22 protein-coding genes, 1 tRNA gene and 1 pseudogene are annotated in these 19210 nt (G+C 58.3%); 11 read left to right on the plus strand and 13 right to left on the minus strand.

The window, feature by feature from the left end; all coding sequences use genetic code 11:
• Position 1: 1 nt before the first annotated feature.
• From KI617_RS12855 to KI617_RS12865, 3 genes are read right to left on the minus strand one after another with little or no spacing between them, the layout of a single operon-like run.
• The gene (locus KI617_RS12855; RefSeq protein WP_226446853.1) at positions 2 to 1978 is read right to left on the minus strand and encodes an ABC transporter ATP-binding protein; all 1977 of its coding nucleotides are present in this window, start codon (positions 1976 to 1978) and stop codon (positions 2 to 4) included.
• Positions 1979 to 3382, minus strand: a complete 1404-nt coding sequence (locus KI617_RS12860; RefSeq protein ID WP_226446855.1) for an ABC transporter permease — start codon at positions 3380 to 3382, stop codon at positions 1979 to 1981.
• Complete coding sequence (locus KI617_RS12865) at positions 3382 to 4359, minus strand: ABC transporter permease (RefSeq protein ID WP_226446857.1); 978 nt, start codon at positions 4357 to 4359, stop codon at positions 3382 to 3384. The genes KI617_RS12860 and KI617_RS12865 overlap by 1 nt, the downstream gene beginning before the upstream one ends.
• A gap of 265 nt (positions 4360 to 4624) precedes the next feature.
• Here KI617_RS12865 and KI617_RS12870 point away from each other — a divergent pair, with 265 nt between their 5' ends.
• Positions 4625 to 5245 carry a PEP-CTERM sorting domain-containing protein gene (locus KI617_RS12870; RefSeq protein ID WP_226446859.1) on the plus strand — a complete coding sequence of 207 codons (621 nt, stop codon included), beginning with the start codon at positions 4625 to 4627 and terminating at the stop codon, positions 5243 to 5245.
• 165 nt (positions 5246 to 5410) lie between these two features.
• Positions 5411 to 6361 (plus strand): annotated as a pseudogene (locus KI617_RS12875) (IS481 family transposase).
• 211 nt (positions 6362 to 6572) lie between these two features.
• On the opposite strand, the gene KI617_RS12880 reads toward KI617_RS12875, so the two are convergent.
• Positions 6573 to 6660: transfer RNA gene (locus tag KI617_RS12880), tRNA-Ser, on the minus strand.
• A 27-nt stretch (positions 6661 to 6687) separates the two neighbouring features.
• On the opposite strand from KI617_RS12880, the gene mltF reads away from it, so the two are divergent.
• Entirely contained in the window at positions 6688 to 8226 is a 1539-nt protein-coding gene (gene mltF / locus KI617_RS12885; protein WP_226452031.1) for a membrane-bound lytic murein transglycosylase MltF, read from the plus strand.
• 44 nt (positions 8227 to 8270) lie between these two features.
• Here the strand turns inward: mltF and serS are convergent, their stop codons facing one another.
• From serS to KI617_RS12925, 8 genes are all read right to left on the minus strand, one after another.
• Positions 8271 to 9554 carry a serine--tRNA ligase gene (gene serS / locus KI617_RS12890; RefSeq protein ID WP_226446863.1) on the minus strand — a complete coding sequence of 428 codons (1284 nt, stop codon included), beginning with the start codon at positions 9552 to 9554 and terminating at the stop codon, positions 8271 to 8273.
• A 50-nt stretch (positions 9555 to 9604) separates the two neighbouring features.
• Entirely contained in the window at positions 9605 to 10174 is a 570-nt protein-coding gene (locus KI617_RS12895) for a DUF4126 domain-containing protein (RefSeq protein WP_226446864.1), read from the minus strand.
• 57 nt (positions 10175 to 10231) lie between these two features.
• Positions 10232 to 10501 carry a DUF2442 domain-containing protein gene (locus tag KI617_RS12900; protein ID WP_226446866.1) on the minus strand — a complete coding sequence of 90 codons (270 nt, stop codon included), beginning with the start codon at positions 10499 to 10501 and terminating at the stop codon, positions 10232 to 10234.
• A complete protein-coding gene (locus tag KI617_RS20555) occupies positions 10482 to 10670 on the minus strand; it encodes a DUF4160 domain-containing protein (RefSeq protein ID WP_226446868.1) in 189 nt (62 codons plus the stop codon). Before KI617_RS20555 ends, KI617_RS12900 begins: the two co-directional genes overlap by 20 nt.
• A 51-nt stretch (positions 10671 to 10721) precedes the next feature.
• Entirely contained in the window at positions 10722 to 12038 is a 1317-nt protein-coding gene (locus KI617_RS12910) for a replication-associated recombination protein A (RefSeq protein WP_226446870.1), read from the minus strand.
• A gap of 22 nt (positions 12039 to 12060) precedes the next feature.
• Positions 12061 to 12525: a type II toxin-antitoxin system VapC family toxin gene (locus KI617_RS12915; RefSeq protein ID WP_226446872.1), complete on the minus strand. Its 465-nt coding sequence runs from the start codon at positions 12523 to 12525 to the stop codon at positions 12061 to 12063.
• 4 nt (positions 12526 to 12529) lie between these two features.
• The gene (locus KI617_RS12920) at positions 12530 to 12769 is read right to left on the minus strand and encodes an AbrB/MazE/SpoVT family DNA-binding domain-containing protein (RefSeq protein ID WP_226446874.1); all 240 of its coding nucleotides are present in this window, start codon (positions 12767 to 12769) and stop codon (positions 12530 to 12532) included.
• Between the two features lie 66 nt (positions 12770 to 12835).
• The gene (locus tag KI617_RS12925) at positions 12836 to 13822 is read right to left on the minus strand and encodes an integron integrase (protein ID WP_226446876.1); all 987 of its coding nucleotides are present in this window, start codon (positions 13820 to 13822) and stop codon (positions 12836 to 12838) included.
• An 82-nt stretch (positions 13823 to 13904) separates the two neighbouring features.
• On the opposite strand from KI617_RS12925, the gene KI617_RS12930 reads away from it, so the two are divergent.
• From KI617_RS12930 to KI617_RS12940, 3 genes are all read left to right on the plus strand, one after another.
• Entirely contained in the window at positions 13905 to 14120 is a 216-nt protein-coding gene (locus KI617_RS12930; RefSeq protein ID WP_226446885.1) for a hypothetical protein, read from the plus strand.
• A 425-nt stretch (positions 14121 to 14545) separates the two neighbouring features.
• The gene (locus KI617_RS12935; protein WP_226446887.1) at positions 14546 to 14848 is read left to right on the plus strand and encodes a hypothetical protein; all 303 of its coding nucleotides are present in this window, start codon (positions 14546 to 14548) and stop codon (positions 14846 to 14848) included.
• Positions 14838 to 15104 (plus strand): hypothetical protein, encoded by a 267-nt coding sequence (locus KI617_RS12940; protein WP_226446889.1) that lies wholly within the window; start codon positions 14838 to 14840, stop codon positions 15102 to 15104. Before KI617_RS12935 ends, KI617_RS12940 begins: the two co-directional genes overlap by 11 nt.
• 114 nt (positions 15105 to 15218) lie before the next feature.
• On the opposite strand, the gene ltrA is transcribed toward KI617_RS12940, so the two are convergent.
• Positions 15219 to 16421: a group II intron reverse transcriptase/maturase gene (gene ltrA, locus KI617_RS12945; protein WP_404826712.1), complete on the minus strand. Its 1203-nt coding sequence runs from the start codon at positions 16419 to 16421 to the stop codon at positions 15219 to 15221.
• A gap of 425 nt (positions 16422 to 16846) precedes the next feature.
• Here ltrA and KI617_RS12950 point away from each other — a divergent pair, with 425 nt between their 5' ends.
• The 5 genes from KI617_RS12950 (at position 16847) to KI617_RS12970 (ending at position 19159) form a co-directional block, all read left to right on the plus strand.
• Positions 16847 to 17026, plus strand: a complete 180-nt coding sequence (locus KI617_RS12950; protein WP_226446900.1) for a hypothetical protein — start codon at positions 16847 to 16849, stop codon at positions 17024 to 17026.
• A gap of 173 nt (positions 17027 to 17199) precedes the next feature.
• Positions 17200 to 17694 carry a hypothetical protein gene (locus KI617_RS12955; protein WP_226446902.1) on the plus strand — a complete coding sequence of 165 codons (495 nt, stop codon included), beginning with the start codon at positions 17200 to 17202 and terminating at the stop codon, positions 17692 to 17694.
• Between the two features lie 73 nt (positions 17695 to 17767).
• Positions 17768 to 18148: a hypothetical protein gene (locus KI617_RS12960; RefSeq protein ID WP_226446904.1), complete on the plus strand. Its 381-nt coding sequence runs from the start codon at positions 17768 to 17770 to the stop codon at positions 18146 to 18148.
• 107 nt (positions 18149 to 18255) lie between these two features.
• On the plus strand, positions 18256 to 18723 hold the full coding sequence (locus KI617_RS12965; protein ID WP_226446905.1) for a hypothetical protein: 468 nt from the start codon (positions 18256 to 18258) through the stop codon (positions 18721 to 18723).
• 28 nt (positions 18724 to 18751) lie between these two features.
• Positions 18752 to 19159: a hypothetical protein gene (locus KI617_RS12970; RefSeq protein ID WP_226446907.1), complete on the plus strand. Its 408-nt coding sequence runs from the start codon at positions 18752 to 18754 to the stop codon at positions 19157 to 19159.
• Positions 19160 to 19210 lie beyond the last annotated feature (51 nt).

Consider the following 19210-nt stretch of genomic DNA (forward strand, 5'->3'; position numbering starts at 1 on the left):
TTTAGCCGAGCAAATGACAGCTGGCGGCGTGGGTGCCTGAAATCTCGGTCACCAGCGGGTAACGTTCGCGGCAAACATCCATCGCCTGGGGGCAGCGCGGGTGAAAATGACATCCCATGGGCGGGTTGGCGGGCGATGGCGTTTCACCCGGCAAACGAATCGCTGCTGTTTGCCCATCGAGCCGCGGCACCGGGACGGCGGACAGCAAGGCTTTTGTGTAGGGATGATGTGGCTGACCCAGCACCTCCTCCGCCCTGCCCCGCTCGACAATACGCCCCAGATACATCACGGCGATGTCATGGGCCAAGTACTCGACGACTGCAAAATTGTGGGTAATGAACAGATAGGCGATACCCAGTTCGCCCTGCAATCTCTTCAGCAGGTTGAGGATTTGCGCCTGAACCGAGACATCGAGCGCCGAGGTAGGTTCGTCGCAGATCAGCAATTCTGGTTGTACCACCAGTGCCCGGGCAATGGCGATGCGTTGGCGCTGCCCCCCTGAAAACTCATGCGGATAGCGGTCGACCGCATCGCCCGGCAGCCCGACCTGCTGCAACAAGGCAGCGATAGCCGCGGCTCGCGCTCCGGACTCCGCCTCGGTACCGAGCGCCGCCATCCCCTCGGCAATGATCTCGCCGACCCGCAGGCGCGGATTCAACGAGGCAAACGGATCCTGAAAAACCATCTGCATGTGGCGGCGGGCACCGCGCAGGCGCTTGCCCTTGAGCCCCACCAGCTCGCTGCCACCGAGGCTGACGCTGCCTTCGGTCGGCTGAATCAGTTGCAGCAGCGCCTTGCCAACAGTGGTTTTTCCACAGCCGGACTCACCGACCAGTGCCAGCGTGCGACTGGCCGAAATATCCAGCGAAACGCCGTCAACTGCTCGCACATGCCCCACCGTCCGCTGCAGGAATCCCTTGCGGATTGGAAAATGCACCTTAAGGTTCGCCACTTCGAGGAAGGCCCGCCCGGAATCAATATCAAGCTCGGTAATTGCATGGCCGCGCTCCTTGCCTGCCACTGCCTCACCCTGCCAATGACAGCGCACGGCGTGGTCGCTGGCAAGCTCGCGCCACGGCGGCGACTGCTCGCGGCAAACCGGCATGACGTGCTGGCAACGGTCAGCAAAACGACAGCCCGCTGGCATTGCCGCCAGCGACGGCACCTGCCCGGGAATAGTCGCCAGCCGCATGCCACGCCGCGAAATATCCGGCAATGCCTCAAACAGTGCTTGCGCATAGGGATGACGAGGCCGAACAAAAAACTCCTCGCGGCTGGCCACTTCTACCAGCTCGCCGGCATACATGACACCGATGCGATGGGCCATGCGGGCTACCACACCGAGATCATGAGAAATCAGCAGCATGCCCATGCCGCGCTCGGCCTGCAGTTTGGCCAGCAGATCGAGAATCTGTGCCTGGACGGTCACATCGAGCGCAGTTGTCGGCTCATCGGCAATCAGCAGCTCCGGCTCACCGGCCAGGGCGATGGCGATCATCACCCGCTGCTTCATGCCGCCGGAAAGCTGGAAGGGGTATTCGGTCAGCCGCCGCTCGGGGTCGGCGATGCCGACCTGGCGCAGCAGGTCGACCATGCGCCCGGTCGCTTCCGGACCCACCAAGCCGAGATGCCTGGCCAGCACTTCACCGATCTGCTGGCCAACGGTGAGCACCGGATTCAGGCTGGTCGCCGGCTCCTGAAAGATCATCGCCATCCGGCCGCCGCGGTAGGCGCGCATGTCGGCTTCCGAGAGTCTTAGCAGCTCCTCTCCATCGAGCGTAACCTTGCCGTTCAGGATGCGTCCGGCAGCTGGCAGCAGCCGCATGATGCCCTGCGCTGTGGCCGACTTGCCGCAACCGGATTCGCCAAGCAGGGCGAAGGTTTCGCCCTCGGCAATCTCGAAGGAAATGCCGTCGACCGCGGCGAGTGTGGTCTTGCCGGCAGTGAAGCCGAGGCGGAGGTTTTCGACCTTCAACATTTACGCAGCCCTCGGGTCGAATGCGTCGCGGACCGCGTCGGCGAACAGGTTGGCTGCGAGCACGAGGATGAACATCGCCGAGAAGGCAGCGGCCAGCGACCACCACACCACCGGCTCGCGGCCGAGTTCCATGCGGGCGTTGTTGATCATGGTGCCGAAACTGGTCATCGTTGGATCGACGCCGATGCCGACGTAGGACAGCACGGCTTCGGCGAGCACGAGGCCGGAGAAGTCCATGACCAGCGCGATGATGACGATGTGCATCAGATTGGGCAGGATGTGGCGGATGATGATGCGCCAGCTCGACACGCCGAAGGCCTGCGCCGCCTGGATGTATTCGAGTTCGCGTAGCTTCAGCGTCTCGCCGCGCAGCAGCCGGCACAGCCCTGTCCAGCTCGTGATACCAAGGATGAAGCAGAGCGCCAGCAGGCGCAGGTCAGCCCGTTCGGCAGCGGTCGAGAACCACTGAGGATGGGTGTCAATCACCACCTGCATCATCAGCACGGCAGCGGCAATCAGCAACACGCCGGGGATCGAATTAAGCACGGTGTAGATGTACTGGATCACGTCATCGATCCAGCCACGGAAATAGCCGGCAACGATGCCGAGCAGCACGGCTACCGGCAGCATGACCAAGGTGGTGACCAGACCGATGATCAGCCCGGTACGCACGCTTTTGAGGATTTGGTAGAGCACATCCTGCCCGACCTTGTCGGTACCGAAAACATGGTATTGCCCGGCCAGCCAGAATAACGGCACGGCGAACAGCAGCATCAGGCCGAGCGTGACCAACACGGCATTCCAGGCGAAGACCGTCTCGCCACGCCAGATTCTCTGCCATCCCGACGTTTCGGCACCAGGCGCAGTACACCCCACCACCGCAGAGGCAATGCCCACCAGCATCAGCCAACCAACAAAACCAAGCCCAGCAGCGCGGAAGGCCGTAAAGCCGGCGTCGGCCGCCACCTCATCCTCACGTTCCCCCAGATGCTTGCCACCATGCTTGAGGCGCGGATATTCGCGCACCGAGCCCTTGCCCGGGACATCGAAGGTTTCCTTGGCGTAAAGCCGGGTGGCAAATGGCTCAGAGTAGGTTTTTTCATTGCGCGAGCGCAGCGGTTCAGCCAATGCATCGAGCACCGAGAGCACTTCCACCGCATACGCCACCTTCTGGCCCGGTCTGCTCTCCAGCTGGACGCGGTAATGCAGCGAATCCAGCAAGCCGATCAGGATGAAGGCGAGCAATACCGTAGCTGATGCCATTGCAATACGATTTGCTCCGAGTCGTCGCCAGGAAACAAGCAAACGATCATCTCGGGAGGCAAAAAAGCCAAAAATCAATCCAAATGCCACAAGCAACCAAATAAAGACATCCGACCAGAGGATAACAATCTGAAATTGCATTACTGCAGCCTTATCCGTGGATCAGCCACGGTATAGGAAATATCAGTCAGTATCAGTGCAATGATGTAAAGCACTGCCCCGATAAACACCATCGAGCGCACCACGGCAAAATCCTGTGCATTAATTGCATCAATGGTGTAGCTACCCAAACCCGGAATTCCAAAGAACGACTCCATTACTAGTGCGCCCATAAACAGCGTGGGAATAGCCACAATAGATTGCGTCAGAATTGGCGTCATGCCATTTCGAAGAACATGGCGAAAAAGAATCAGCGCCTCTGGAAGCCCCTTTGCCCTAGCAGTGCGAACGTAGTCTTTTGTGATTTCTTCAAGAAAAATGGTGCGATACCAACGTGTCCCCGAACCGATGCCAGCAACCACCCCGATCACCACCGGCAGAATCAGGAAGCGCCAGGCTTCCAGCCCCGCCCCGAAACCGGAAATCGGTACTAGCCGCCAGATCTTGCTGATCAGGTACTGCCCGCCGATGATGTAGAACAAGCTGGAGATGGACATCATCACCACGCACAGCACGACACCCCAGAAATCGAAAGCCGTGGCCCGGAAGAAAGCCAGGGTCAGGGCAAAAGTGACCGTGACGAGCAGCCCAAGAATAAAGGTCGGCAGCGCAATCGCCAGCGATGGCCCCATGCGGCCGCTGATCTCCCGGGCGATATCCCGGCCATCCTCGGCGCGGCCGAAATCGCCAACGAACATGCGCGCCGATTTCTGGAAAAACACGGTATCGGTCACCGTCGCCAACCCGGTTGCCTCGGCATTGAACAGCAACGGCTTGTCGTAGCCGCGCTCGACTTTCCATTTCTGAATTGCTTCCGGCGTCACCCGCTTCACCCCGAGCTGCATGCGCGCCATGTCGTCCGGCGTATTGACCACAAAGAACAGGGCAAAGGTGATGAGATTCACGCCGATCAGGATCGGCAGGGCGTAAAGAAGGCGGCGAACGATGTAAGCGAGCATTGCCCCGATTATGCCAAGAGCCGGCCGTAAGTGCTAAGGCATCGCGAGCAACAAAGCGGACAGAGCTCTTTACATCCTCCCGATATTTTTTGCTGTCGATTTTTCTTACACCAGATATATGCCAACAAACGTCGATGAATTTAGAAAAATAAATTTTATCAATACAAATCATTAAGTTACGACAAAACAATCAGTAGTGGCCCATTCTCTGCTTAGACCACCTCAACAAGATCCAATCCTCAACATTTCAAGGGAAAAAACTGTCATGAAAAAAAATGTACTAGCAATACTCATCGGCCTCGGAGTATTGTCATCCCCTGTTTTCGCATCTCCCGCAGCCAGTGGCCTGATCATTTCCGGGACAACGTTTGACACGAACGATGCTTTTCGCTTTACAAATAATTCAACAAGTGGTGAAACCATTCTTTCTCTGACTTGGAATTTAACTGCTATCGGTGGTTTTTTCGATACGACCAGTATTGCCCCAGGAGCTAGTAGCACCCCTCTGGCATTGAGCAGTTCATCTTCGGCGGTCGGTGCCATTTTCCCGGACAATGCAGCACAAAACGGCCTCCAGACACTCACCATAAACTTTACCGACTTCAATCCAGGGGAAACCTTGATTTTCGGTGTAGATACCGATTTCTTGTCTTGCCTCGACTGCGCAGGCATCAACGGTAATGGTTTTATCAATGCCACCGCAACAGCCATCTTCAGTGACGGACAAGCACGTATCGGCACCTACACAGCAACATCTGCTCAAGGTTTCGGTTCAGAAGTTAGCATCACGACTCCGACCGCCATTCCTGAACCGGGTAGCATGGCTCTTTTGGGGCTCGGGTTAGCAGGACTTGGTGCCATCCGCCGAAAGGGGACCCGGAAGTAATTCTCCGTAGGTTGGCGCGCGAAAGGGTCGGTAAGTCCGACCCTTTTTCTTTTGAAAGACCTCCACCATGGAGGAGCATATCAACCTGAATCGCCCCGGAATCACTAGCTGTTTAGTCCCACAGTGTGCTGGTGTAATTTATAGCCAGCTACGGAGGGAAGAGCTATGGGACAGGTACTACACGGATGCGCCCGCACAACAGAGGCAGTGCGTCGAGCGATACAACATAGTCAAACGAGCCTGAATGCACTGGCTGCGCAGCATGGGATCAATCCAAAGACGGCAGCCAAATGGCGTCAGCGCCAGAATGTCCAGGATTCGCCCATGGGGCCGAAGCTGGTCCGGTCGTCCGTGCTGACACCAGAAGAGGAAGCAGTAATTGTGGCGTTTCGCCGCTATACGCTCTTGCCTCTGGATGATTGCCTTTACTCCTTGCAGTCAAGCATTCCCCATTTGACGCGCTCATCCCTTCATCGATGCCTACAACGGCATGGCATTTCACGATTGGAGGATGTTGAGGGCGATAAGCCGCCCAAGAAGAAATTCAAGGCCTACCCGATCGGCTACTTTCACACCGACATCGCGGAAGTGCAGACCGATGAGGGCCGGCTCTACCTGTTTGTGGCCATCGACAGAACATCCAAGTTTGCCTATGCCGAGCTGCATCCACGAGCGACGCGCTTGATTGCTCGTGATTTCCTGTCCAGCCTGGTTAAAGTGGTGCCCTACGCAATTCACACCATACTCACGGACAACGGCATCCAATTTGCCGTACGCAAGGGAACAGAAGGTAATTGGTGCATTCCGTTTGATCGTGTCTGCAATGCCCATGAAATTGAACATCGCCTGACACAGGTGTGTCACCCATGAACGAATGGGCAGGTGGAGAGCATGAATCGAACCATCAAGGACGCCACGGTAAAACGCTACTACTACCAGACGTATGACCAGTTGAAAGCCCATTTGCAGACCTTTTTGATGGCCTACAACTTCGCCAGGTGATTGAAGACGCTAAAGGGGCTGACGCCCTATGAATTCGTCTGCAAAATCTGGTCAAAAGAACCCGAGCGCTTCAGGATCAATCCAATCCAGCACACCCTGGGACTAAACACCTAGGCAATGCCACTGCCTACCCAGACCCAATTCATAGGTGCTGTTGGTCAGGGCCTTACAATCTCTTACGCTTCATCCAGGAATCTTGTGAGATATTCCTGCCCCAACGTCACACCCAAGAGGAGCCCATTTGGGGTTAATCGTGGGGTTAATACAAAAACCCTGTTGCTCGCAAGTCATTGAAAGACAAGGAAAAACAGGGTCTATTTGGTGCTGGCGGAGAGGGTGGGATTCGAACCCACGGTACCTTGCAGTACGCCTGATTTCGAGTCAGGTACATTCGACCACTCTGCCACCTCTCCGCAGCGGCCGGGATAATAGCACAACTGATGTACTGGATAAAACGACTATTACTGTTGGCAGCATTCCTGATCGCCACTGCTTGCGGCGAGGTTGGTCCGTTGCCGTTTCCGACACCAGCGCAGCATGATCTCGTTGTCCTCACCCGTCCCGGTCTGCTCACTTACTCGACCGATGACAACGGTAACCCGACTGGTATCGAATACGACCTGACGCAGGCCTTTGCCCAAGAACTCGGTGTTGGCGTCAAATATATCGTCGCCAAACCGGAAGAGCTGGACGCTCAACTCGCTGCAAGCAAGTATCACCTTGCCGCAGCCTGGCTTTCGCCAATCGCCGACAGCACCATCCAGGCAACGCCGGCCATTTTTCAGACGCGCGACATTCTCGCCCAGCACGAGGCGTCGTTACCGCTATCTGAGCGCTCGCAGCTGGCCGGCAAGACGGTGCACGTCATGGCCGGCACGCGTCAGGCAAAAACACTGGCCGGCCTGACCAAGGAAATAGTCGGGCTCAAGGTCGTCGAAGTCAGCCAGGGCGACCTTCTTGATCTGCTGGAAAAGCTCGGCAATCGTCAGATCGAGTACGTGGCAATTGACGAAGGGTTTGAGGACATCGCCAACCAATACGTCCCCAACCTGCGCACCACGCTGGCGCTGAACGAAACTCGACCGGTCGTCTGGTTGCTCGGCGACCATCCGAATGCGGAACTCAAGGCTCGCCTCGATACCTTCATCGAGCGAGTGCAGCATGACGGCACACTGGCCCGTCTGGAGGACCGCTATTTGGGCCACGTACGCCGCCTCGATCAAGCCGACGTCATCAAGTTTCTCGGCGAGATCGAAACCACGCTCCCCAAATTCCGCAAATACTTCCAGGCTGCCCAGGCGTTGACCGGCATCGACTGGCGGCTAATCGCAGCGGTGGCCTATCACGAGTCGCACTGGGATCCGAACGCGACCAGCTACACCAATGTGCGCGGCATCATGATGCTGACTGAAGAGACGGCCGACCGCCTAGAAGTCAGCAATCGCCTGGACCCCAGCGAAAGCATCCTGGCCGGCGCCCGCTACATCAACATCCTGAAGGAACAGTTGCCGGAAGAAACCGAAGAGCCGGATCGCACCTGGCTGGCCCTGGCCGCCTACAACATCGGCCCCGGTCATTTCAATGCGGCACGGACGCTTGCGAAACAGCTGAAGGCCGACCCGAACGCCTGGTACGAAATGAAGCGCATCCTGCCCAAGCTATCGCAGCCGAAGTATTCGCAACAATTGAAGACTGCTCGGGCGCGGGGTGGCGAGGCGGTGATCCTGGTGGAGAACATTCGCAGCTACTACGACATCCTGCAGCGCAATACCGCCCCCTTCGGACCGACACCGGCAGCCGCCGAAAGCCTGAAACGGCTGGTTGCCGAGGTCGAAGAGCGCCGCAAGGCCTATGCCAAGAAGATGGCCGCATCAAGAGCCATCACAGCCACCGACAGCGATGATCAGTCAACGTCGGGATTGCGGCTGCCGACCATCGAACTGGAGAACTACCCTGCCCGGCCGGCAGAAAACGAATAAGGGATTGCCGCCCGCACTGAAGTGCGGGCGACGATCAGCTTCGATCAGATGGCCGAGAGAACTTCCAGCCCGCCCATATACGGACGCAGCACGGCAGGAATAGTCACGCTGCCATCGGCCTGCTGATTGTTTTCGAGAATCGCCACCAGCGTGCGCCCCACTGCCAGACCCGAGCCGTTCAAGGTGTGGCACAACTCGGTCTTGTTCTTGTCGTTGCGGAAACGGGCCTGCATACGGCGGGCCTGGAAGGCGCCGAAGTTGGAGCAGGACGAGATTTCACGATAGGTGTTCTGCGCCGGCAGCCAGACTTCGAGGTCGTAGGTCTTGGCCGCAGAGAAGCCCATGTCGCCCGAGCACAGCGCCATGCGGCGGTACGGCAGCTCCAGCTTCTCAAGGATGATCTCGGCCTGACGGGTCAGTTCCTCGTGCGCCTCGGCCGATTTTTCCGGATGCACGACCTGTACCAACTCGACCTTGTCGAACTGGTGCTGGCGAATCATGCCGCGCACGTCACGGCCACCGGAACCGGCTTCGGAACGGAAACACGGCGTGTGGCAGACAAACTTCAGCGGCAGCGCTTCGGCGGCGAGAATTTCGTCGCGCACGATATTGGTCACCGGCACTTCGGCGGTCGGAATCAGGTAGAGCGGATCCTGCTCGCCGCGCAGCACCTTGAACAGGTCTTCCTCGAACTTGGGCAACTGGCCGGTGCCGTACAGGCTGGCGGCATTGACAAGGTACGGGGCGTAGAGCTCGGTATAGCCATGTTCGGCCGTGTGCGTATCGAGCATGAACTGGGCAAGCGCCCGGTGCAGGCGAGCCAGACCGCCCTTCAGCAGCGAGAAACGAGCGCCGGCGATCTTGGCAGCAGTCGTGAAATCGAGCTGACCGAGTTGCTCGCCCACGTCGGTGTGGTCCTTGACTTCAAAATCGAAGACGCGCGGCGTACCCCAGCGCTTGACCTCGACATTGCCGGTTTCGTCGCTACCGACCGGCACCGATTCATCGGGGATATTCGGCAGGGCAGCCAGGATGGCGTTGAACTGGGTGAGCAGTTCGCCGAGCCGTGCCTCGGAGGCCTTCAACTCGTCGCCAATCGCCCCGACCTGCGCCATCACTCCGGACGCATCCTCACCCTTGCCCTTCAACATGCCGATCTGCTTGGACAGGCTATTGCGCTGAGCCTGCAAATCCTGCGTACGGGTCTGCAGCGTCTTGCGCTCGGCTTCGAGTGCCGAGAATTCGGAAAAATCGATCGGCTTGCCGCGCTTGGCAAGGCCCTCGGCAACGGCATCAAGGTTGGAGCGGAGTTGTTGGATATCGAGCATGGTTATTCCTGAAAGTCCCTGTCGACCGCAAGAAACGGCCAAAAACGAAATTATACGCGACGGAACAGCCGGCCCACGACGCCCCACAGCTTGACCAGCACAAAGCCGGCAACGATCAGAAAAAGCGCCAGCAAGCAGAGAAAGACGAGCGGCGAAGCGAGCATCGCCCACAAACCGCCAAGCACCATACCCTCCTCGCCAAAGGAGGCCAGCCAGTTGGAAAACGGCTCCGGCGAGGTATTGATGGCCAGACGACTGCCCGCCTTGGCGAAATGCGTCCCGGCCGTGATCGTGCCGCCGATCAGGCCGGCCGCCACCGTCCAGGAAGGATCAACGTCGCCCATGGCAAACGCCGCCAGCAAGGCCCCGGCCGGAATGCGGATGAAGGTCTGGAAGCTGTCCCACAGCGAATCGAAGGCGGGAATCTTGTCGGCGATCAGTTCGGCCAAGGCCATGATGCCGGCGACGCCGATGACCAGCGGGTTCTGCAGGACCGACAAGGTTTCCGGCAGATGCAGGTGGCCGAAATAGGAGAGCACCCCGGCCAGAAAAACCACCAGATACAAGCGCAGGCCGCTGGCCCAGGCCAGCCCGGCGGAAAGGGCGATGGTCTGCAGCATATCCATGTTCAAATTAGCGCGCTTTTAAAACTGGGCCACACCGCCCGCTCGGGAATTTCACGCTGCCTTGGGCAATGGCAACTGAAAATGTCCTTCAACAATTCCGCGCACGGTCAAGTCTTCGTCTATGGATTCCCAGCGCAGGGCCTTGCCATCCAGACGCAAGCTGACCTCGGCCAACTGCGCTTCGCTAGCCTCCCGCAACAATCGAAAACGCGCGGCTGGAAAGCCAATCTGGCGGCCATCACTCAATTCAACGAACACCATCGTACCGTTCGCCCAGGCACGAATCGCATGGTATTCGCGCTCAACGTCCAAAGAACTCATGCCATTTCTCCAGGAAAAACGCTTCGTATTCGAAAACTGTCGTTTCAATTTTACGCAACTCAACGCCATCTACACGATGACTGCGTGCCAGGCGCACCGGTGCTAGCCAGAACTTGCATTCGCCATCGCCAGTATCGACATGAATGTGCGCCGGCTCGCTCCCCTTCATCTGAGTAGAAATGAAAACGCCAGTTCAATAATCGAAGCACCGTTGGCATCGCTATTTCCTCCCCTTCGCCTTGCGATCCAGATCCCGCAAATGCGCCAGTTTTTCGCCGATCTTGCCCTCCAGACCGCGTGGCGTCGGCGCGTACCAGCCTTGTTCGGCCATGCCGTCGGGCAGATAGGTTTCGCCGGCCGCGTAGGCTTCCGGCTCGTCGTGGGCATAGCGGTAGGCGTGGCCGTGGCCCAGTTCCTTCATCAGCTTGGTCGGTGCGTTGCGCAGGTGGTTAGGCACCGGCCGTGAACCGTCCTGCTTCACGTAGGCACGTGCCGCGTTGAAGGCGTTGTAACCGGCATTTGATTTGGCCGCGACGGCCAGATAAGTCACGGCCTGCGCCAGCGCCAGTTCGCCCTCGGGCGAGCCGAGGCGTTCGTAGGTTTCGGCCGCATCGTTGGCAATCTGCATGGCGCGCGGGTCGGCTAGGCCAATGTCCTCCCAAGCCATGCGGATGATGCGCCGGGCCAGGTAACGCGGATCGGCACCGCCATCGAGCATGCGGCAGAACCAGTACAGCGCGCCGTCCGGGCTGGAGCCGCGCACAGACTTGTGCAGGGCCGAAATCTGATCGTAGAAGGCGTCACCGCCCTTGTCGAAACGGCGCAGGTTTTGCGCCATCGTCGCCTCGATAAAGGCACCATCAACGGTTTCCAGCTTGGCGGTATGCGCCGCCGTTCGCACCTGCTCCAGCAGGTTGAGCAAGCGTCGGGCATCGCCATCGGCCATGCCGATCAGGCGCCCCTTGGCATCGCCATCGAAGGCCAGGTCGGCCAAAGCCGTGTTGCAGGCCCGGTCGAACAAGGTGCCCATCTCGGTTTCGTCAAGCGACTTCAGGACATAGACCGAGGCCCGCGACAGCAAGGCCGAATTTACCTCGAACGACGGGTTCTCGGTCGTCGCGCCAATAAAGGTTAATAGCCCCGATTCGACAAAGGGCAAAAAGCCATCCTGCTGCGCCTTGTTGAAGCGGTGGATTTCATCGACAAACAGGATGGTCCGCTTGCCCTGCGCCCGCCACATCTCCGCCTGCGCCACCGCCTCGCGCACCTCCTTGATGCCGGAAAACACGGCGGAAAGGGCGATGAACTCGCACTGGAACTGCGTCGCCATCATCCGCGCCAGTGTCGTCTTGCCGACGCCCGGCGGCCCCCACAGGATCATCGAATGGGGCTGGCCCGACTCGAAAGCCAGGCGTAGCGGCTTGCCCGGCCCGAGCAAGTGCTGCTGGCCGATCACGTCATCCGGCGTTTGCGGGCGCAACTGCTCGGCCAGCGGGGCGCCGGCATCTGGCCCATTTTTGGAAAACAAATCGCTCATGGCATTCAGGTCCGGGTAGTTGTCACGCCTCATCCGGCCCGACAACGGATAGCTTGGGAAAGTAGTTGCGATAGCGCTTCACGTCGCGGGTCAACAAGCGCATGCCACGCACCAGCGCGTGGGCACCAATATAAAAGTCAGGCATCGGCGAAGTCTTGACGCCCTCGCCCAGGCGATAGACACGAAATGCCTGCCCAGCCAGAAATGCGGCGTCCCACGGCAAATGCTCGCGCACCAGAGGCAAACCGGCCAGTGCGGCCTCCAGGTCGTCGGCCCGCTCAAACCGTGGGCTGATTTCCGCCAGAATCAGAGGATTGATCACCAGCGCCCCCTGCTGCCCCAGCTTTTCCAACTGATCGAGCGACCAATCGGCCCACTCCGGGTCATCCGCCAGCACGTCGATCAGCACGCAACTATCGACCAGCGTCGCGGAAGGCACCAATGCGGCATAGGGCGCGCTTGGCTCGTTGAGCACCGGACTGCTCATTGCCTCAGCCACGCAGAAAAGCCATGAATTCGTCGGTGTTCATGCCCTTGAATTGCGCAGCATTGGCCGAACCACGAGCCTTGGCAAAGGCCGCACGTATCCCGGAAGAAGCCGGAAGCACAGGCCGAATGACCACATCGCCATTATCCCGCACCTCGAATTCAACCTCGCCATGCGGGTGCAACCCCGCCTTCTCCCGTACCGCCTGGGGGATGGTGACCTGCCCTTTACTGGTGATTCTCATGGACAACCTCAAATTCTTACTCTTACCGTAGAGTATTACCCGACCTGCGATCTGTAAAGCGCCCGGTCAAACACCGCAACCCCGCACCGCGTCGAGCGGCGACACGACACCGCGCCCGCCGCGATTCAGCACGTGGGTGTAAATCATCGTCGTCGAAACATCCGAATGCCCCAGCAGCTCCTGCACGGTGCGAATGTCGTAGCCGGATTCCAGCAAATGCGTGGCGAACGAGTGACGCAGCGTATGCGTCGACGCCGGCTTGGCGATTCCCGCCAACCCGACTGCTGCCTTGATCGCCCGCTGCAAGGCCTGCTCATGCGTGTGGTGGCGGCGCTCAATGCCGCTTCGTGGATCAATTGACAACTCGCGCGCCGGAAACACCCAGAACCAGCCCCAGGCCTTGGGAGCAGAAGGATACTTGCGCGCCAGCGCCTCCGGCATTTGCACGCCGGGCCGCCCGGCTTCCTCATCCCGCTCCCACAGCACCCGAACGCGTGCCAAATGCGCCTGCAAGGCCGGCACCGCCGATGCCGGCAACACCGTCAGGCGATCCTTGCCACCCTTGCCATGACGCACCGTCAATTCGCCGCGCTCAAAATCCACATCCTTGACCCGCAGGCGCACGCATTCCATCAGACGCATCCCCGTTCCGTAAAGCAAGCGGGCCATCAGCGCATGCGTACCTTCCATCACCGCCAGCAGCCGCTCGACCTCGCCGCGCGACAACACAACCGGCGTCCTCTTTGGCTTTTGGGGACGATCCAGATCGGTCAGCCAGGGCAGATCGACGCCCAGAACTTCGCGATAAAGGAACAGCAAGGCCGACAGGGCCTGCTGATGCGTCGAAGCCGCCACCTGCAACTCGGAAGCCAGATAGCCGAGAAACGCCCGGACCTCGTCCGCCCCCATCTCCCGAGGGTGACGACGACCATGAAAAGCCACAAAACGACGTACCCACTCGACATACGAACGCTCAGTCCTTATGCTGTAGTGCTTATAGCGAATCACTTCCCGAACGCGCCCCAGCAAAGTCGAGGATTGGTTCAATTCCATGCCGTACCTGCCGATAGAAATTTACTGTGTATAAATACAGTAGTTCATCTTTATCCGCATGACAAGTACCTTTGGAGACGCCATGTTGGCCAGCATAGACGGCACGAGTCCAGAATACATGGCGCTCACGCCTCATATCCTGGCGGCGCGCCATGTTTCACCGCCATCCATCCTTGGAAATAATCTGGCCATCCAGCCAAAAAACCGCTCTGGCTGGCCATCTTCGGCTGAAGTGCTGATCAGGATGGATGGCTGTTTTCCAGAATGGATGGCGAAATTGCCATCTACTTTACGTTAGCCATGTACCCCATGCGTTTGTTGCCAAGCACCTTTTGCCTCTCCAGCAGCACACCATCCGGGTGCGGGCAGCGGGCCGGGTGGCGGCGTGGGTTCTCAGTGCTTGCCGGGGTGGGTTCTTCGGCTTTCTGGCTTGGGTCTGGTTCAACCTGTCCAGTTATCCAGCGCTTTGGCTACGTCGGGCAGCACTTCGTGCCGGTTCTGGGTGTGGCGCGTTCATTTCGCTCGGGTCCGGCTCTTCGCAGCACTGCGTCCGCTTTTGTGTCTTCCGTCGCTTGCTTCGGGCGGCGGCGGGTTGCAGCGGGCCCAGGCGTTCGGCCATGGGTTGGGTTGGCTAACAGGTCAATCAACCCGGACGCCGTGAAACAACCGTCGTTTCCTCAACCTCTCCGGCGCGGCGCCGGTTATTTTCAACGTTAGGTTCATATGTGGCCGTTTGACCAACCTCCGAACTGCGCGACCGTTGTCTCGAACAGTATTATTGAGAAACGGAAGCCAATACTTAACGTCTCCCACGACGAAGATGATCATGGATGGCAATTTTTGGACAATGAGAGCGAAGAACTCGATGATTTGTGCATTGTCGGCTTAGGGCACATTCTCGAGGTTGATCCTTCTATGGCCGGCCTTGCAATTCTTGAACCAGGGTGGCAAGCAACGCGCGCTGATATCAATTCCGAATGGGTAATTGAACGTATTCCCCCAGAGGAAGAGGTCGATGCAACCTAACCCTGCGCTCACCCTCAACGCAAAAGTCATCCTGACAACATTCAATGGCACCGCTGCTTCGCCAGAAGAGTGTCCGCGTGGCGAAAACTATTGGTTACTTATTGGTAGCACTGGGCATATTGCCGAAGCAAAAAATAAAAATGGTCGTGTCCTAGTTCTATTTGACGAGTCGGTTTCCGGAAAAGGGCTGCATTGTCACAACCCAGTTCCCAACAGTCTCTACATCCTTGAGTCTGATCTAAAAGCAGTTTCATGACGCCGGCTCCCACCATCACACCTAATCGGGTAGCCAGGGGTTTCTCTCCCCCGGCCCCCACACCACCCACCGTGCGGGTCCGCAGTGGGCGGTTCAACGAGATGGCTCGCTCGACTAAGACGTGTAGCCCTGTACCTTGCACCATAACTGCTTGATTCTCGGTACGCCCTGGCGCTGAAGCCAGTCATTGTTCAACGCTTGCTGCATGGCCGGAGTTCGTGCCATGTGCCAGTAGCTCTTGCTGCTGACGCCATGCTGGATCGCCGTCTTCAGGCTGACGCCCAAGGCCAGCAGGTGGCTGATCTTCGTACGCGGCCAGCGCCATTGTTTCCAATAGCACATCCGGATGCGCCTTCTCAGCCACTCGTCCAGTTCCGGGATCGGCCGGTAGTACTCGCTGATGCCAAAGTATCCCAGCCAGCCTCGCACGTATTGCCCCAACTTGTGCATCCGGTACGCCATCGACACTCCCCAGCTTCTGCCGGTGAGTTCCTTCACGCGGTGCTTGAATGCCGCCAGCTTCTTTTCCTGCCAGCGGATTTTGCCCCGATTGATGGTGAAGCCCAGAAAGCCGCACTCGCTCATTCTCGCAACCTTGCTTTTGGCAGGGTTGAGTTTGAGTTTCAGTCGTCCTTCCAAGTAGCGCGTCAAACTTTGCATGACTCGTTCTCCTGCCCGCTGGCTTTTGACCAGGATGACCATGTCGTCGGCGTAACGGGCGAAGCGGTGGCCGCGCCCTTCGAGTTCGTGGTCAAGTTCGTTGAGCAGGATATTGGCCAGGAGCGGCGACAAAGGCCCGCCTTGTGGCGTGCCGATGGCGCTGGGCTCAATGTGCTCTCCGACCAGCACACCGGCGCGCAGGTAGCGTCCGATCAGGGCCAGCAACGCTTTGTCGTGGATCGTTCGCCCGAGTATTTTCATCAACACGTCGTGATTGACGGTATCAAAGAATTTGGCGAGGTCGATGTCCACGGCGATGGCGTAGCCGTCCTTGACGTGCACTTGTACCTGCTTAATCGCTTGGTGGGCATTGCGGCCCGGTCGGAAGCCGAAGCTCGAATCCGAGAAGCTCGGTTCGAAGATCGGCGTGAGCACTTGGGCGATGGCTTGCTGGATGACCCGGTCCATCACGGTCGGGATACCCAGCAGCCGCTTGCCGCCGTCGTCCTTGGGAATTTCTACCCGGCGGACGGCGAGCGGACGATAGCGCCCGGTTTCGAGTTGGCGGCGGGAGTCTTCCCAATGCGCCCGCAGGTGGGCGGGAAAGTCTTCTATGGCGATGCCGTCTATGCCCGGCGCGCCTTTGTTGGCTTTCACGCGTTTCCATGCGCTGCGCAGGTTGTCGCTGGTGAGGACCGCTGCCAGTAACTCGCTTGTTGCCACTTCTTTCGTCTCGTCTTGGTTCAAGGCTCGGGGCGGTTTGCTCGCCGGCTCGCCTTCCCCGTCTGGGGATAATGCGGATTCGCCGAGATCATGCCGTCTGCTCCTTGTGTTTCGTTGTTTGGTCCTTCGCCGGCCCTAACCCGGCCGGCTACTATGACCGCTGCTGACTTCTGCCACGTCACTTCAGCCATTGCTGGCCGAGGCGCTGATCCGTCATTGAACGTTGCTGCCCGCTTCGGTCGCCCTTGATGCGGGGCAGCCCGCATCGACGCTGGTCGTTTGGGACTGGCACAACCCGGCCACCTTTCGTTCAATTTCCGTTTCCGCTTGCGCGGCAGATCTCCCCAGGTAAGAACGCGATGTTTCCGCGCACAAGCGCCGCATTTACCGTGCCGGTCGTACCGGTGGGCTTCGCTGTCATGTGCCAGCTCGCCTCGACCTGCTCGGCCTTCTATGCAGTTTCTGTCCGTCGCCTCGCGCATTTGCACTCCGGCTTCCTCCAGACAAGCCCTCACGAACTTGCCCTTGCCTTCGGCTAGTGGTTATCCTTGTCGCATGCAACAAGCTCGGTACTCCCACAGGGGACTTCCACCCCATTACATCGCGCCCATGCTGGGCGCACACATTCCGCTCAACCGGACCGCCTGCAATCGTCGCTTTGCGCCGCTTGCAGCCGTCCGGTTAGCTAAACGTTATGCAGCAAGGAGAAATCATGGCCGTACCTGAAGCAACAGCTCTTCTCGCAGGTTTTGTTCTCGCGCATGCTGCCTGGAGTGTTTCTGATCTTCCTGAAGGCCAATTGTTGGTGCCCTTGGCCATGATCGAAGAAGGTTCTGAGCGAAAACTAGTTCGTTTCGAGGCAGAAACGCAGGAGGAAGCCATCTCCAAGGGGAAGGAATTCGTTCTGGAGCAGAAGGCCGCTGCATCTACATGGGCTTTTGCGCGAGAGGGCCAAATTAATACCGCCACTGGTTACGTTGACATTCTCGTTGTCGAGGCTTGGTCTGACGGTATGGCGGAACCAATTACCTATATCCAACCGTTTCAGCCTTTTGCTTCTGGTTCGTTCAAATTATTGGGTCCGGCGGTACCGGTTGTCGGTGGTTCAATGCTTAGCCCCGAGGCGTCTGAACCCTATCTAGCTGTGCTCTATCGCGGAATATCTTCGCATGAGAAAGCCGCTAGTCTTTGGGCATCGTGGCAGTAGTGCGTTGCCGCATAACCCTGCAATCAACCCGACCGGCCTGACGGCCGTCGGGTTATTTCCACGTTAGACCGCTATGCCCGACTACGCCTGGCTCTGTCATTCGTGCCACGCCACCAATCCCGCGGGTTCTGAAGTTTGTGGCGCTTGCGGCTGTCCCGCTGTGGCCAGTGTCGCTGACATCGAGGAAGCGAAGACCGGTGTAAAACAACCGCCACGCTTGTCTCGAAAGCAATGGCAAACTCAGCGACGCACTGAAATTACAGCACTTCCTTTCTGGAAGAAGCCTGCCGCCTATACCCTCCAAGTAATGCGGGTGCTCGGCGCAGTCTTCGTCTTGAGCGCTATATTTAATTTCTCACTTTACGCCGGGCTCATCGGGTTTGGCATCATCCTTGTTGCTGAAGTCTTGTTCAGCCTCCTCAAGGGGCCGCCGTATCTTTGGGAGGGCAGCTAGGTGTCGCGTCTAGCCCAACAGTCGCAGCTTAACGTCCCGGCCAAGGCGCACCCTTCGGTCGCTGGGGCAACCGGCAAGCCGGCTGCCCCTTGCCTACAAGGTTAGCCATGACCATCTCGCGCAATCAACTGGCGTTAGCTTTGAGCGCAATTCCGCTATCCATTGTTATGTTTGTTTGGCCAGAACTTTTTCTCTGGTCCAAGGTTGTGCATCTTCCGAGTTGGGCTGAACTCTTGCCAACCCCAATTTTCGCCGGTGCGTACGTGTCACTCCTGTACCTACTTCCAGCGGCTTTTCTTGCTGACTCCTTTGCTGGCGCCAAACGTGCGTTACTCATGGCCGTGGCAATCACGCCAATCGCCGCCGTTTCTACCTACGCGGTTGATCCCATACATCTCAACAAATACCTTCCGTATAACGTGGTGTTTCATTACTTTTGGGCAATCCTGTTTTGCCTGCTGCTCCCGGCACTCACACTGGGCACAATCCGCAAACTGGCAAGTTCTCGGGGGCAGCATGGCTCCCCTTCCACCTCAGAGGGAAACTCTGCCGGCAAGCCGGCTTCGCGTCCCTGAGAACGTTAGCCGTAATGAAGAGAGCCACATGGTTAAGCGTATGAAGGTGGGAAATGTGTACCTCGAAATACCTGAGGGTACTGCAAGCCATATCCAAGTTTCACCCGCGCGACAACCTGTCAGGGCAGAAAAGCCAGAGGAACCCGAGCCTCTCGAAGAGCCCCAGTATATTTACCGTCCCAACGACCCATTTCGCGCTTCAATTGATGAAGCACACGCCATCGCCAGCATTAGCTCGACTCAGAAACCATGGGTAAAGAAAGCATGGTTTATCATTTTTATCATTGGCCCATTGCTGTATGGCGAATTGCATGCCTTGTCTCTCGCAATAGCTGATAGCGCCTCCCCTTGGCTAGCCTTTCTGAGAGCAAATGCGCTAGTCCTGCCTCTTTGGCTCATCTACTTCTTTATTTGGCGCAGAAAGGTAAAGTCCTGATGCTTACTGCAACACTCCCAGCCAATCCTCCTGTCGAGGCGCGGCTTCACC

It is taken from the genome of Ferribacterium limneticum (assembly GCF_020510625.1).
GTDB lineage: Bacteria > Pseudomonadota > Gammaproteobacteria > Burkholderiales > Rhodocyclaceae > Azonexus > Azonexus limneticus_A.

Coding starts and splice junctions, on each gene's coding strand:
- KI617_RS12895 (WP_226446864.1), bottom strand. CDS start 10,174: ATGCTGCAGACCATCGCCCTTTCCGCCGGGCTGGCCTGGGCCAGCGGC.
- KI617_RS12960 (WP_226446904.1), top strand. CDS start 17,768: ATGCCCGACTACGCCTGGCTCTGTCATTCGTGCCACGCCACCAATCCC.
- KI617_RS12920 (WP_226446874.1), bottom strand. CDS start 12,769: ATGAGAATCACCAGTAAAGGGCAGGTCACCATCCCCCAGGCGGTACGG.
- KI617_RS12910 (WP_226446870.1), bottom strand. CDS start 12,038: ATGAGCGATTTGTTTTCCAAAAATGGGCCAGATGCCGGCGCCCCGCTG.
- KI617_RS12970 (WP_226446907.1), top strand. CDS start 18,752: ATGGTTAAGCGTATGAAGGTGGGAAATGTGTACCTCGAAATACCTGAG.
- KI617_RS20555 (WP_226446868.1), bottom strand. CDS start 10,670: ATGAAGGGGAGCGAGCCGGCGCACATTCATGTCGATACTGGCGATGGC.
- KI617_RS12915 (WP_226446872.1), bottom strand. CDS start 12,525: ATGAGCAGTCCGGTGCTCAACGAGCCAAGCGCGCCCTATGCCGCATTG.
- KI617_RS12965 (WP_226446905.1), top strand. CDS start 18,256: ATGACCATCTCGCGCAATCAACTGGCGTTAGCTTTGAGCGCAATTCCG.
- KI617_RS12900 (WP_226446866.1), bottom strand. CDS start 10,501: ATGAGTTCTTTGGACGTTGAGCGCGAATACCATGCGATTCGTGCCTGG.
- mltF (WP_226452031.1), top strand. CDS start 6,688: ATGTACTGGATAAAACGACTATTACTGTTGGCAGCATTCCTGATCGCC.
- KI617_RS12870 (WP_226446859.1), top strand. CDS start 4,625: ATGAAAAAAAATGTACTAGCAATACTCATCGGCCTCGGAGTATTGTCA.
- KI617_RS12925 (WP_226446876.1), bottom strand. CDS start 13,822: ATGGAATTGAACCAATCCTCGACTTTGCTGGGGCGCGTTCGGGAAGTG.
- KI617_RS12955 (WP_226446902.1), top strand. CDS start 17,200: ATGGCCGTACCTGAAGCAACAGCTCTTCTCGCAGGTTTTGTTCTCGCG.
- KI617_RS12930 (WP_226446885.1), top strand. CDS start 13,905: ATGTTGGCCAGCATAGACGGCACGAGTCCAGAATACATGGCGCTCACG.
- KI617_RS12855 (WP_226446853.1), bottom strand. CDS start 1,978: ATGTTGAAGGTCGAAAACCTCCGCCTCGGCTTCACTGCCGGCAAGACC.
- KI617_RS12935 (WP_226446887.1), top strand. CDS start 14,546: ATGTGGCCGTTTGACCAACCTCCGAACTGCGCGACCGTTGTCTCGAAC.
- KI617_RS12950 (WP_226446900.1), top strand. CDS start 16,847: ATGTTTCCGCGCACAAGCGCCGCATTTACCGTGCCGGTCGTACCGGTG.
- KI617_RS12940 (WP_226446889.1), top strand. CDS start 14,838: ATGCAACCTAACCCTGCGCTCACCCTCAACGCAAAAGTCATCCTGACA.
- KI617_RS12860 (WP_226446855.1), bottom strand. CDS start 3,382: ATGCAATTTCAGATTGTTATCCTCTGGTCGGATGTCTTTATTTGGTTG.
- KI617_RS12865 (WP_226446857.1), bottom strand. CDS start 4,359: ATGCTCGCTTACATCGTTCGCCGCCTTCTTTACGCCCTGCCGATCCTG.
- serS (WP_226446863.1), bottom strand. CDS start 9,554: ATGCTCGATATCCAACAACTCCGCTCCAACCTTGATGCCGTTGCCGAG.